The following is a 14,926-nucleotide window of genomic DNA, read 5'->3' as shown; positions in this document are numbered from 1 at the left end:
TGTACCGATTTCGAAAATGAGCATGAAAGATACGGTTGCTTATTTGAGCCAAGTGATTGCTCGGCGTGAGCCGCATCAGGTCATTACGGCCAATCCGATTATGGTCATGACCGCGCTTGAACATCCGGATTATATGCAAATGATGAAAGAAGCCGAGCTTGTTGTTCCCGATGGGGCAGGTGTCGTGTGGGCTTCCGGCTATGTCGGCAATCCTGTCGCGGAACGTGTAACGGGGTTTGATCTGATTCAAGAATTAATGAAGGCAGGCGAACGGCAGGGCTGGAAAGTATACCTTGTCGGCGCAGCCCCCGATGTCATTGAGGCAGCGGCGACCCGGCTGCAGGAGCTGTATCCGGGAATCAAGCTTGTCGGTTTCAGGGATGGTTTTTTTGGTGAAAAAGAGGAAGCTGGTGTTATTGAAGCTATTCGTGCCGCAGCACCTGATATTCTGCTGGTCGGTCGGTCGGCGGACAAACAAGAGCCGTGGATTGCAAAGTACAAGAATCAGCTGGGTGTACCTGTAATGATGGGAGTCGGGGGCAGCTTTGACGTATTGTCGGGGAAGTTAAAGCGCGCGCCAGTGTTGTTCCAAAAGTTGAGGCTCGAATGGTTCTATCGGTTGTTGCAGGAGCCTTGGCGGTATAAAAGAATGCTCGTGCTGCCGAAATTCGCTTTGAAAGTCATCCGTGAAAAAGAAAATGTGCAGAAACCTTGACTGAAACTGTGAAAACAACCTGAAAACCGCTAAAACCGCACAAAATTGGTATTGGTATTTCCAAAACCATCAGAGTATAATTTGGAGTGTTTGGGGTTTTCATAGAAAAAGGGGCTGTGAACATACACATGAATTTGTTATACGGAATCGGCTTTGTCACTGCATTACTTATCGCTTTGCTTATGACGCCGCTAGTGAAACGCTTTGCTTTTTGGGTCGGGGCCGTTGACGCGCCGAATCACCGCAAGGTACATAACCGCATTATGCCGAGGTTGGGCGGACTTGCCATATTTATTGCATTTATTGGAGCTTATTTTGTTATTTCCCCGGCTATCGATTCGCTAAAGAACGATGTAGTATTCGGGCTTCTGGTCGGGGGGGCGATCGTTGTTCTGATCGGCGCGTTCGATGACCGCTATGATTTATCGCCCAAAATCAAGCTGCTGGGTCAAATATTGGCCGCCTGCGTCGTTGTTTATTCAGGAGTGGCCATTGAACTTGTCAATGTGCCGTTCGGAGACGGAACAATTTCGTTATCATGGCTCTCCGTACCGTTGACGATCTTCTGGATCGTGGGCGTTACCAATGCCATCAATCTGATCGATGGTCTTGACGGTCTATCTGCCGGGGTTTCGGGCATTGCGACCACCACCATACTTGTGCTCGCTTTAATGATGGGCAATACAACGGTTGTTTTGCTATGTGTGGTTTTGCTGGGCAGCATTGCAGGCTTTCTGTTCTACAACTTCCATCCGGCAAAAATTTTCATGGGCGATTCCGGTGCATTGTTCCTTGGTTTTTGCTTGGCTACTTTATCCGTGCTTGGTTTTAAGCAAGCGACGGTGGTATCTCTGCTTGTGCCGGTTATGATTCTCGGGGTGCCGCTGTCCGATACCTTCTTCGCCATCTTGCGACGTTGGGTTAACAATCTGCCGATCTCGGTCGCGGACAAAAGCCATCTGCATCATTGCCTGCTGCAGCTTGGTTTCAGCCATCGTACAACGGTATTGATTATTTATGGCATTGCACTGCTGTTCGGCTCCTCAGCCGTCCTGCTGTCCTATATGTCGGAGCAGCAAACGCTTTGGGGAGCGGTCATTCTCGTGGTCGTGCTGTTGTGCATTCTGGTTCTCGGGGCAGAGGCGATCGGCATTATCAGCAAGACGAGGAAGCCTGTACTCAAATTTTTAAACAAAATCCGTATGAAAACGATGCAGTTGAGCGACCGTTCAAGAGTGTCAAAATAACAATAATACCAATACCGAATCCCAGACCTTTAAGGTCTGGGATTTTTTGTGACTTCCGTTTTTTTGTACCCAATCTATAACATTTTTGTTCTTCCCAGCCGATAACAAATGTACACGCAGCTTTTTGGGAAATGGTTAATACTCATGCATGATCTTGCAAAAAAAGGAGGTAATCCAAGAGAACATAGCATTCTTTCCCGTTGATAATGCATTTTTTATACATAAGGAGGAAAAGACCATTGAAACAAATGAAGAAGCGATTCGTCAGTATCTTTGTCATCATGGCTATGCTGGTTTCGATGATGGTTCCGCTGACAACAGCTTTTGCTGCAACCACCTTAAAGGTTAAGGGTTTCAGCATCAATGAAAGCAGCCCAACGCCGGTAACCAGCGAATATGTGGATATAACCGTCGAAGTTGACAACATTGACGATTCGGAGATTGCAGGCATTTATTATGAGATTGAGAATTTGAGCACAAATCCCGGGGCACCGGTAGAAAACAGAACAAACAAAGGGAATCGCAGCTCTGCTTATGAGATTACTTTTAATAATGTCCAATTAACGGAAGGTACTAATAAAATTACGTTCTTCACGGGAGATGTGACCCGGCTGGCTTCACAACCTGCTTATATTACATTTACGCCTACGACGAACATTACGGATTTAAGATTTAACCAGGTTCCTTTGGACGACAATCTTATGTATCCGCAGGATCCTACCCAAACAGCCTATACCATTACGGGGAAATCGCCTAATGCGACGACTATACAAGGGTATTTGTTAGGGCAATCCAATCCGATCACCGCATACCGCAGCAGCAATGGAGACTTCACCTTTATCCCAAGCCGCAATGGTGAATTCAATATGCAGGCGGGGGACAATATTTTTAAAATTGTTGCGAGCAACAGTACGAATTCGTATACGCTGACACGCAAATTTGTTTTTAATGACGGCGGTCCGTTTTTGTACGATGGAGCCATCCAATCCGCGGCTCCAGGGTCGACCCCTCAAAAGCTGGTGAACGACCCATTGCCTCAACTGGATCAAACATCGGCCATTCTTACAGGGAAGCTTAAGGTTGATTTTGAAACGGGATCAACCACGGTGACCAAATATGTGTACGCTGATATTCAAGTAGTGAACGGGCCCACGACTCGCGTTGATTTTACAGGACCATCGGCGCTGCCTGTTCTCCAGACTACATCACACTATAAAATATTTGATTTGGGATCCGTTCCGCTTGCTCTGCCGACAAACCGGAAGCAAACGATTATTATCACATTCTTTACCGGTACGGGTTTGATCGGTCAGGTGCCGCAGCAAGTTTTTCATTTCAATTATTACGATCCGACAGCCCCTTATGTCACCAAGGTTACTAAAAATCTAGGTAATGACGCTTTGGGAGTGCCTATTGAAGTAGCGCTGAATGAGAACGGCGGAAATGAAATCAATGAGCTTCCTTCGGAATTCTTCGTTTATACGACGAATGTTAATCCCGCAACAGGCACGGTGGTAGCGAATGTTGCTGGTACGCCTACCAATTTCACTGCAACGCATGTCGGTACGGTCGGCACTGAGGAAAAATGGAAATTTCAATTGAGCGGAATTCGGGATGGCAATACAACATTATCCGTTGTGCCAAACGGAGATAGCAACGGACGGTTGGATTTCCCTGTCACGATCACCAGCACGCCTTATGTCATTCCAATCAACTTCCATAACAATATGATGATTAAGAACGTGGCGCTGGACACACCGGCATGTACCGTGGGGGGAACGCCGGGTGCCGTTTGTTTGCAAGCACGCATTATGAATCTGCCATCTACTGAATACCCGAATATAGAGGTAGCTGTGAATGGCAGAACGACCAATTTGACTGCCGGTGATTTCCCTAACAATGATTCTACGATGATGCTTGATTTAGGGGCGGCTCGCACCTGGTCTCCGGCTTTGCCGGCAGGTGAATCTTTAATTGTTGAAGGAAGAAATACGATCAAATTCAGTTTGCGCCTGAACGGAACGGTCGTAACAACGGCACAGTATGAAATTTTCAAATTCACACTGCCTACTCCTGCTTTTGCAGGGGATATATTGCCTACTCCGTTGGAGAAGTTTACTAAAGCGCAGACTCCGGACAAATATGTTACTAATGCATCCGAAGTATCTTTTACCGGAATGTTCACGAATGCGGACACGATCCGATTAAATGTGCGCAAGACGGATACTCAGGGGAACCCTGTTCTGACTTTTGATGCTCGTTCCGGTCCAGGCTGGGGCTATCCCGCTTCTCCCGCCAGCGGACAGGTCCAATATTTAAATATCAATACCTCTACTGGCGGGTTCACAACCAATCCCGTTTCGCTGCCGTTTAACGGGGATGTGGTTTTTGAATTCCTTATCTCGAATAATACAGGTATCACCGAAATCCGAACGATTACGATATCCCGCGAACCGGTTCCGTATCGGGTCATTCTGCCTCAATTGATCCAAGTCGGCAACCAGCAGCAGGCAAAGGTCAATGGGAATTTTGTGGATATTAAATTAGAGGCCGAGAATGCGGACAGCGTTATATTCGGTAAAAATGATGTTGTCCGGAGCAAGATTGATCCGGCCGATAACAAGCCTTATTTTTATTACCGTTATCAAAATTTGAAGTCCGGAAACAACACAATCAATTTTACCGTAATTCGCGGTACGGAGCAGACAAAAGGCAGCTTCGTCGTGAATAACGTTAACACCTCGATCGAGGGCGCCCAAATGCTGATGCCGCTTCAAAACAAATATAAGCTGTTTGAAGGCGATCTGGAGCTTACGTTCCCCAAAGATACGAAGCTGATGCGCAATGACCCTACAGCGCAGCAGCAATATTTGACGGGCGATCGCAAGATTTTCTTTGGGATAGCCAATACGAAGGATGGAAGAGTTAGCAAAGACTATCTCAGCGATGCAAGCGCCAGCTTTTTCTTAGAGGAGCCGACTCGGAAGTTTAGACCGATCAGCCAGCTGTACTGGATCAATGCCGGTTATATTAAAGAGAACGATTATATGGATACGGATAAGCTGAAGGAAGCGTTGACAGGTACCGGACAAGATCCGTACAATGTGGATGGCAGCTCCAGCAATGTGCGCTTCTATCAAAAAAGAACCGTAAACGATTTAAAGGATATGGTTGTGCCTACCAAGCGCGGAGAGTTGACACTGAAATACGATAACAGCATTCGCGAAGATTCCTGGAAGTATGTAACGGTGTATCAATTAGATATCTTTGAAGATTACCGGGGCATGACCACGTTGGCGTGGAAAAATATCGGCGGTGTCGTCGATCCGAAGAAAAACACGATTACGGTGCCTATCGATCACTTCGGCTATTTCCAGGTCATGTACATGTACGACAGCTTCAATGATATTACCAGCCATGAGTGGGGAAGAGATACTTTAGATACGCTGTACTCCAAAGGATACATGTATAACAAATCACCCGCTTTGTTTGTCCCTAACGAGCCCATTACTCGCGGGGAATTTGCAACGGTGCTGGTCAAAGCTTTTGATCTGCCTTTGAACTATAGCGGTACTCAAACGTTTAGAGATGTTCCGGCTACCGGCAGTACTAATCCTTTATATGATTATAAATACATCGAGACCGCAGCCAGAGCCGGAATCGTTAGAGGAAACGCCGGAGGCTTGTTTAACCCCGGAAGTGCGATCACGCGTCAGGATGCGGCTGTGATGATTGCAAGGGCAGCGGAACTTAAGCTATCTTCCGATACGGCAAAGTCGATCGCAGCATTGCAAAAACAATTTACCGATGGCTCTGAAATTGATTTTTATGCCTCGCCATCGGTGGAAGCCGTCACTAAGGCCGGCCTGATCCAAGGAATTGAGAACGTGCTTCTTACAGGACAAAAGAAAGCAACCTACCGTTTCGATCCGCGGCAAAACTTTACGCGGGTGCAGGCGGCAGCTGTATTGGAGCGCGTGCTGAAACAGCAGAAGAAGCTTCCTAAATAAGTGATGAAGCCGCCAACAGCATGGATCTAGAAACATGAGTTGGCGGCTTTTGAGTGACAATTATGGAAAATTATTCGTAATGACTAAGTGTATGATATAGTTGTATACTATCCTTGTTAAACGTACGATACAACATGTTGATAGATAAGTTGATATACTCAGAATACATACTGTGTAGCTGCGAAAAATCTTATAAAAGTTTTTTCAGAAAGCGCAACTTTTTCGAAAACAGTGCGTTTAATACAATGAAACAAAACAATCACAAGCCAAGAGTTAACCCTTTGGATAATTTTCTCAAAATTAACTCTTTACCTTGGTAGCGTGTCGGTGTATAATGTTAAATGGCATGCGACTCTCTATTATTGTTTACTAGTTTCTGCAATTTTATACATTGCAGACATAACTAATAAAAATCATTTCGCTCAACTCTGGGAAGGGGGTGAATCGGCTAATGAGGGAATCGAGCTATAGTTTATCTACACAGAACTCTCAACAACCGAAAGATATTCGAGGAGGAGAAAAAAAGGTTATGAAGAAAAGTTTATCTGCTATTTTATCCCTGGCTATGGCATTCTCGATGTTTTCTTCCGTAGCGCTGGGTGCAGAAGCTGCAAAAGATTCTTCCAGCTTCAGCGATCTGAAAGATCTGGATGAAGCTACTAGAGCTAAATTTGATGCATTGATTTCTGCTGGTATCTTTGATGGCGTAAGCGAGGGCGTATTTGGTCTTAACGACAAAATGAACCGCGCTCAATTTGCGAAAGTCGCCGCTTTGATCTTCAAATTGGATGTTGACACTTCCCTGACAACTTCCAGTTTCTCCGATGTGAAAGCTGACGATCCGGCTAACGGCTACGCTCTTCCTTACATCGAAGCTTTGAAAGCTGCAGGTTTGACTGACGGCTATGCGCCTGGTCAATATAACCCTGCTGGCGAAGTAACAAAACAAGAGCTTGCTGCTTTCTTGCTGCGCGGTCTTGGCCTTGACGCTCAAGCTAAAGCAACTCCAGGCGTAAGCGACCATACTGTATCCGACTGGGCTAAAGGATATGTTGCGCTCGCAATCGAGAGACAAATCCTGACTAGCGGTCCTGACGGTACTTTCGGTGGTACTTCCGCTGCAACTCGCGATCTGTTGGTGCTTGCATCTTATGCAGCTCAAGAACAATTCAAAAACCTCAACAAACCTGAAAAAGCATCTATTGCTTCCGCAAAAGCAATCGGCGTTCAGAAAGTTGAAGTAAAATTGGACAGAGACGTTGATACTGAGAAGGCTACACTTAAGCTTTCTAGAGGGTCTGCTGACGTTCCAGTTACTGTTGAGTGGGCTGAAGACAAACAATCTGCTGTTCTGACTTTGACTGATTCCAAGGTTCGTGCTGGCGAGTACACTGTAACATTGGGCGGCTTGGATGCAGCTGCAGTTGACAAAACGGTTGCCAAATTCACTGCTGAAGACGAGCAGCTGAAGAGCATCGACTTCCTGACAACTAGCGATACGATCGCTTATTCTTCCAGCGTAGTTATCAAGCTTGCTGCGAAAAACCAATACGGCGAGAATGCTTCCTTCTCCGGCGGCTCTTATACTGTATATACTTCCCTTGCTACTTACAAGAAAATCAGCCGTCAAGATGATGGTATCCTTGCTTTGACTTTGGATACTAAGTCTAATGGTGATGCTCAACAAGGGGTTTCCGTTATCCCTGTAACGGTTGTGAATAACGATCAGCATATTACAGTTTCCAAAAACTTTAAGCTGGGTACGCAACCGATTCTTCAAAAATTAGAGTTGGGTGAAGCAACATATTCCAATAAGGAAGCGAAAGCAATCACTGGCAAAGGTGATTATGCAACATTTGATCTGAACCTGTATGATCAATATGGCAGCAACATCGCTTACGATTCCCCTGACTTCAAGGAAAATGAAGTTAACGTAATCTGGAATGATTATGTTGGACAAAACAAGAGCGGTGGCACTATCGTTGACAAGGATATCGAAGATAACGGCAGCAATGTCCCGAGATTGAAGATTTCCTTGAACGATAACATCGATAAGTCTGGCGATTACACGTTCACAGTTACTAGCCAGGCAGCTACAGCAACAGGCAAGGTTTCCATTAAATCTGCTAAAGTTGCAACCAAAGTAGAAATCGGCGACTCCAATGATGTAATTGCTGCTGGCGACTATGATGTTTATATCCCGATCATCGCTTATGATGAGCAAGGAAATCAACTGAGCGTAGACGACCTGACTGATGACACCAACCGTGAGAGAATTAAATTCAATATTTCCGGTGTTGAAAACAGTGGCAATGTAAAAATCGAGGAAACTGGTGCTCACAAAGGCTCTATTCGTCTGAAAAACATCAATGGTACTTCGAAGGGTTCGGTTACCGTTACGGCGTATATTGCTACAGCCAATGCACAAAGCACGGCTACAAAAACTTACACGATTTCTGATGTTCGTACACCTGACAGAATCAGAGAAGTTACGCCAGTTGCGAAAGCTATCATTCCAAATGCATATAGCAGCTTCAAATACGTGATCCAAGATCAGTATGGAAAACAAATGGATTACAACTTGGGTACAGATAAAAACAAAAATGTTGGGACTACTGTAAACTACAGTGTATATGTAGCTCTTGAAGCACCAGCAGGTGAGAACTTCTTCTATATAACTAAGGATGACGACAGCCAATCCAATCAAGATGGAACTAAACCTGAAAATGTATTGGTTGATGCTACTAAATCCTTTGTTTTCAGCAACAAAGACGAGTGGGCTAATAATTCCTTCAAACAACTTAACGAAGGTCTGAGAATTTGGGCTAAGCCAGGTGCCGAAGGAAAACAAGCAACACTGAAAATTCAAATTGTTAAGAATGAAGATGGAAAAGACGTTGTATTAACAACTACAACGAAACAAATTCAAGGTACTAAAGTCAATGAAGATCTGACTTATAGCTTGAATTCTCTTGGTGATATTTACAACACCAAAGATAGTAAGCTTGCTGAATCTGTTACTAATGATGTTTACAAAGCAAATGTCGGTGACCCATCCAAGAGCCCGCTGAAAAAACGCATTAACCTTACAGTAACGAATGCGGCTGGAGATAAAGTTGCTATTCCTGATGACTTCATTAAGAATGTAACTTCCTCCAATCCGAACTCTGCTGTAGTTGGTAAAAACGCTGCAGGTAAATGGTATGTGCTTGGTTACAAAACAGGTACATCTACAATTACTGTAAACTATACCAACTTAAAAGGTGAGTCTAAGACTGTATCTGCTACTGTAACTACTAAGAATGATCCTGTTAGCATTGAAAGTGTAGTGGCTAACAACAAAAAGGTTAAAGTTGCAGCTAGCGCCAGCGGTAATGTAAAAGTGGTTGATGAGTTCACTGCTAACCCTAAAGGCGGTTTGGGCGACTTTGAAATCGTCGATAACTATGGTGTTAAAGTTGATGGTCTCAATTTGATCAATTACAAAAACATCTATGGTGTGATCTTTACAGCTCAAAACATTTCGCTTGTAAATTCAAATATAACTGATGCTAATGCCAACAAGGTAGAAATTAGTGAAGATGGTACAGTTACATTTGGTAGCAACGTTGCTCAATTTGACTTGGTATTGACTGCACCTAGCGGTAAGTCTGCTTCTACTGAAGTACAAATCGATCGTTCTGGTTCATAATTAATATTATTGAACCCCAGCTTTAAGAAAGAAGACCTTCGGGTCTTCTTTTTTACTTTAAAAGAGAGAGGGTTGGTTTGTGTTGAATATTAAAAAGCTGATTGCGGCCTCAGTATTGATTTTTGGAATCAATGGTATCCTCCTTGCCCACGCCGATGCACCCCAAGGCGGTACTGTTCCCGGCTCGGTAGATGACCCGGTCATCACGAAGAGCTATTTCGACCAAAATATTGCAAATAAAATTGCTGATGAACTCGCTAAACAAACCTTCAATGAAGAAAAAATCAGACAGATCATCGCTTCGGAGTTAGCCAAAACCGGATCGGCTCCATCTTCCGGAACAGGTGATTCTACCCAACCTGCCGTATCCAATTCTGGACTTACCGTTATTAAGCTGGAGCAAGGCCAATTACTTTTTGGCGGCGCAGGCGCCGAGATTATCGTTCGAACAGGAAAGGCAGTTGCCTTTAGCTCTACAGCAGACGGAATTGCCGATGTAACGGCCGGTAAAGATATTACTGCAGGAACAAGCGTTGAACTTAACCATTTGCTCATTGTTCCTCGTGAGGGACGCGGGATTAAGCCTGATCCGAAATCCAATCAAGACATCTATGTCATGGTTCGCGGGAATTATTTGTTAACCAATGCCGACGGTTCCAAGGTTACTCCATAATTTTACCCATTTCTCCAGTCATTCATACGTTTGCTTGTCTACATAGAGGAAACACTATGACTACATTCCGAAAAAGGAGGTACTCGTAGTGGCTAAGAATAACAACAAGAAAGTGGTACCGGAAAGCGGAAAGGCATTGGATGTATTAAAATATGAGATCGCTGCGGAGCTTGGACTCCCGGTTGGTAAGCAGGCGGCCAATATGAACGTGGAATTTGCTACGGAATTAGGATTGCTTCCATCGCATTCCATAAAGGAAGATTACTGGGGACATATTGCATCGAGGGATGCCGGTGCGGTTGGAGGCACGATTACAGCACGTTTGATTAAAAAAGCCGAGGAAATGATGCTCAACCTGTAATCGTGACACCTGTGTTAATTATTGTTGGAAATTATCATAATTTATTGACACACTTAGACAAATCCAGTAACATACTATAAAGAAGGTAACAGCCAAAGAAACCTTTTCCAAGCGGAAAAGGTTGATTTTTTGTATGTGTACTTATGCGTGTATTTATGAATACTAGCCTTAGGAGGTTATTCTTATGTCTAATCCAGTGGGTCGCCGCTTATTTACATCCGAGTCTGTTACAGAAGGTCATCCGGATAAAATTTGTGATCAAATTTCAGACTCCGTATTGGATGCATTTTTGGCTAATGATCCGAATGCCCGCGTAGCATGCGAGGTTTCGGTTGCTACAGGTCTTGTGCTTGTCATTGGCGAAATCAGCAGCCGCTCGGAGTATGTCGATATCCAGGCGATTGCGCGTCAAACCATCAAAGATATCGGTTATACGCGCGCCAAATTCGGATTTGACTCCCAAACTTGCGCGGTATTGGTTTCCTTGAACGAGCAGTCTCCAGACATCGCACAGGGCGTGAATAAAGCGCTTGAAGCACGTGAGGGACTAATGTCCGATGATGAGATTGAAGCCATTGGCGCAGGTGACCAAGGAATGATGTTCGGGTTTGCGGTTAACGAGACGCCGGAATTGATGCCGCTGCCGATCTCGCTTTCGCATCAGCTTGCCCGCCGTTTGACAGAAGTTCGTAAGAACGGCAAGCTTCCCTACCTTCGTCCTGACGGAAAGACACAAGTTACTGTTGAGTATGACGGTCCTACCCCAGTTCGTGTAGACACCATTGTTGTTTCTACGCAGCACGGGGAAGATGTGACATTGGAGCAAATCCAGGCCGATATTAAAGAGCATGTAATTAAACCGATCGTGCCAGATCATCTGATCGATGCAAACACCAAATATTTCATCAATCCGACAGGCCGTTTTGTTATCGGTGGGCCCCAAGGGGATGCCGGTTTGACAGGACGTAAAATCATCGTTGACACCTACGGCGGCTATGCACGCCACGGCGGCGGTGCATTCTCCGGCAAGGATCCTACTAAGGTTGACCGTTCCGGTGCATATGCCGCTCGTTATGTAGCGAAAAATATTGTTGCCGCAGGCCTCGCAGACAAGTGTGAAGTTCAACTGGCCTATGCTATTGGCGTTGCCAAGCCGGTATCGATTTCCGTCGATACATTCGGTACAGGCAAAGTAAGCGAGCAGAAGCTGGTAGAGATTGTTCGCAAAAACTTTGACTTGCGTCCGGCAGGCATCATTAAAATGCTTGACCTGCGCCGCCCGATTTACAAGCAAACGGCAGCTTACGGTCATTTTGGACGTACGGATGTGGATTTGCCGTGGGAGCGTACGGACAAAGCGGAGCTGCTTAAGGCGGATGCTCTGAACTAAATGTTTTAACCCATGATCTGTCTAAGCAAGACGATCCGTATCCCGGGTCGTCTTTTTGATTTTTTATCACTATTTTTCAAGAAGAATATCGTAACTTTTTAGATAGTAATAGAGTCTAAGATAAAGGAGAGTGGAAACGAGAGAGGAGAACAAAAGAGTGAGTTTGCAAAAGAAATGGCGAAAGTTGTCGTGTGTTGTCCTTGCAGCGTCGCTGCTGCTGTCGTCTTGGCCGGGAACAGGCGGGAATGCGGCTTATGCGGCGAATGAACCGACCGTGACGATGCTGAGCCAGGAAATTTTGACGTCCGGTGCTGTGTTGAAGAAATATGTATGGAAATCTATGCGGAACAATAAAGAAGTTCAAGTCAATGGAAATGTGATAGAAGTTGATTTGACGAATCCGAACGTGAAATTAGATGTGATGACGGGTACGGGAAATCAGTTTACGAAGAAACAAACGGTACTGGGAATGACAAAGGAAACGAAGGCGGTCGCCGGGATCAATGGTGACTTTTATAATACACAGGCTGAAGGCGTGCCCATGGGCCCTCAGATTTCCAATGGGCAGCTGATGGCTACTCCGCCTTACCTGCCGGGATTTTATTCTTTTGCCTTGGACAAGAACAACAAACCGATTGTGGACCTATTTACTTTTAAAGGATCGATTATTGCCAAAGACGGAGCTTCCTATCCGCTCGGGGGCATCAATAAAACATACTATTGGTTCGAGCCGAGCAAGGAACACAGTCATATCGACGGCATGTTTATGTATACCAATGCATGGGGGCAGATAGACCGCTCTAATGATGGAGTAACCGTACCGACGGAGGTCTTGGTCCAGAATGGCATCATTAAACAAATCGCCGTTAACGGCATTATCCGGATGATTGCTCCTGAGGATGGTTATATTCTGCGTGCCTCGGGCAAAGCGGCCGATTTTGTCGTTACGCACCTCAAAGAAGGAGATCCGTTGAAAGCCGATTATCAAGTGCTGGCACAGGATCCGAACAAAAATTATGATGTGAGTACGTTTAAAATGATGATTGGCGGCCACACGATTATGGTGGACGAGGGGAAGCCGGCGGCCTTCTCGCGTGAAGTCGCAAGTCTTTGCTGCAATCGTTCGCGTACGGCGATCGGATATTCGCAGGATATGAAAACGGCCTATCTGATTACCGTCGATAATTACGGCGACAGCAAAGGGCTAAGCATGCAGGAGCTGCAGCAGTTTATGATTAAGGTGGGGGTATGGAAAGGACTAAATCTGGACGGCGGCGGGTCGACACAGATGGCTGCACGCCCGCTAGGGGAATTTGAACCTGTCCTCGTGAATAAAACGGAAACCGGCGCCCAGCGGCGCGTTGTCAACGGCGTAGGGGTGTACTCTACCGCTCCGCAAGGTGAGGTGAAAGAGATCTTCATTCAAGCCCCGAGCTTCATGTTCGTGGGCGAGCAGGCAGCGTTAGGCTATAAGGCCTATGATATCTATTATAATCCTGTAGAAACCTCCAAACTGCCGGCTCAATGGAGTGTCGCGGACAATAGCGGTACATTCAAAGAAAATGTATTCACCGCAACAAAACCGGGAGTGGCCAAAGTGACGGCCGTAAGCGGTAAAGGGCAATCGACGGCTAATATTGAAGTCGTAGGAAGAAACCAATTGAAGAGCATGAGCATTAAGGCCGATAACATGACACTAACCGAGGGAGAGTCCGTTAAACTGCCTCCGGTTATTGCGACAACCTTAACTGGAAAAAGCAGAGAAATCCCGCCGCAGCTGATCCAATGGGAAGTGCTCGGTATACAAGGGGAGCTGGCCAACGGAACATTAAAAGTGAACAGCCTGGCCGGAAGCACCGGTGCCCAGCTCATAGCGAAGTATGATGGCTACAGCACTATGACTGTCATCCCTGCAGGGGTTGATAAAGTTTGGTATGATCTGGATAATTTTGCAGTCATGACGACGTCTGAAGTGAAGCCTCAGGAGGTTAAGGCTGGAGTATCCATCAAGCTGAGTGAAACGGGAAACAAGTATCTGGAGTTGAATTACGATTTTACGCAAGGCACAGGCAATAAATGGGCTTATGCAGCCATGAATACCGGTATTGTGATCGAGGGGCAGCCTCAATATATGAAGGTAAAAGTCAATGGTGACGAAAGCCTGAACTGGTTGCGTGCGGAGATACTGGATAATGCAGGTAAGGTTCATTTGGTCGATTTGGCACGCAGCATCAACTGGAAGGGATGGAAGCAGGTGACTGCCGATCTGTCGGAATACCCAATAAGCTACCCTATCCGGGTGAAGAGCATTTATGTCGTCAATGAGGAGATCGGTCAGGATGAGCGCCTTGCCAAAAGCGCCATCGGGATTGATGATATCACGTTTACGTACAGAGGCGGTTTGGCGAAACCATCGTTCAATTCGATTAGCCTGACGATCAATAAAAAAGATGTGACCGTTAACGGGAAAAGAATGATGCTGGAGCAAGCCCCAGTCATTGAAAAAGGCAATACCTTGATCCCAATTCGTTTTGTGACGGACGCTCTTGGCGGAACCGTACGGTGGGACGATACGGAGCGCAAGGTCACCGTCATTCGCGGCGGCAAAATGATTGATCTGTGGATCGATAATCCAGACCTGATCGTGAATGGCCAAAGAGTTACGGCAGAAGTGCCGCCGGTCATCATGAACAATTTGACGATGGTGCCGCTGCGCATCTTATCGGAGAATTTGGGCTGGAAAGTGACATGGGATCCGCAGACCCGACAAGTGACCCTGCAATAATTAGTACTAATAGCTCTCACAATATTTCAAAATTATGGTACTATATTGCTAATG

At 45.7% G+C, this 14,926-nt stretch carries 8 protein-coding genes; all 8 read left to right on the top strand.

Features of this window, described 5'->3' with window-relative positions; all coding sequences use genetic code 11:
• The first annotated feature begins 16 nt into the window (after positions 1-16).
• On the top strand, positions 17-715 hold the full coding sequence (locus IJ22_RS20545) for a WecB/TagA/CpsF family glycosyltransferase (RefSeq protein WP_082661030.1): 699 nt from the start codon (positions 17-19) through the stop codon (positions 713-715).
• A gap of 128 nt (positions 716-843) precedes the next feature.
• Positions 844-1,962, top strand: coding sequence for a glycosyltransferase family 4 protein (locus tag IJ22_RS20540; RefSeq protein WP_062410152.1), 1,119 nt, complete (start codon positions 844-846; stop codon positions 1,960-1,962).
• Positions 1,963-2,210: 248 nt separating this feature from the next.
• On the top strand, positions 2,211-5,972 hold the full coding sequence (locus IJ22_RS20535; protein ID WP_235594370.1) for an S-layer homology domain-containing protein: 3,762 nt from the start codon (positions 2,211-2,213) through the stop codon (positions 5,970-5,972).
• A gap of 529 nt (positions 5,973-6,501) precedes the next feature.
• On the top strand, positions 6,502-9,663 hold the full coding sequence (locus IJ22_RS20530; RefSeq protein WP_082661029.1) for an S-layer homology domain-containing protein: 3,162 nt from the start codon (positions 6,502-6,504) through the stop codon (positions 9,661-9,663).
• Positions 9,664-9,742: 79 nt separating this feature from the next.
• Positions 9,743-10,336, top strand: coding sequence for a hypothetical protein (locus IJ22_RS20525; protein ID WP_235594183.1), 594 nt, complete (start codon positions 9,743-9,745; stop codon positions 10,334-10,336).
• 88 nt (positions 10,337-10,424) lie between these two features.
• On the top strand, positions 10,425-10,697 hold the full coding sequence (locus IJ22_RS20520; protein ID WP_062410149.1) for an alpha/beta-type small acid-soluble spore protein: 273 nt from the start codon (positions 10,425-10,427) through the stop codon (positions 10,695-10,697).
• A 184-nt stretch (positions 10,698-10,881) separates the two neighbouring features.
• Positions 10,882-12,087 carry a methionine adenosyltransferase gene (metK, locus tag IJ22_RS20515; RefSeq protein WP_137670886.1) on the top strand — a complete coding sequence of 402 codons (1,206 nt, stop codon included), beginning with the start codon at positions 10,882-10,884 and terminating at the stop codon, positions 12,085-12,087.
• A gap of 157 nt (positions 12,088-12,244) precedes the next feature.
• The gene (locus tag IJ22_RS20510; protein WP_062410147.1) at positions 12,245-14,872 is read left to right on the top strand and encodes a stalk domain-containing protein; all 2,628 of its coding nucleotides are present in this window, start codon (positions 12,245-12,247) and stop codon (positions 14,870-14,872) included.
• Positions 14,873-14,926 lie beyond the last annotated feature (54 nt).

Origin of the sequence: Paenibacillus naphthalenovorans (genome assembly GCF_001465255.1) — a bacterium.
In the GTDB taxonomy this organism is placed as follows: domain Bacteria; phylum Bacillota; class Bacilli; order Paenibacillales; family NBRC-103111; genus Paenibacillus_G; species Paenibacillus_G naphthalenovorans.
The sequence above is the reverse complement of the archived record's forward strand: the minus strand, read 5'-3'. Positions and strand labels throughout refer to the sequence as shown.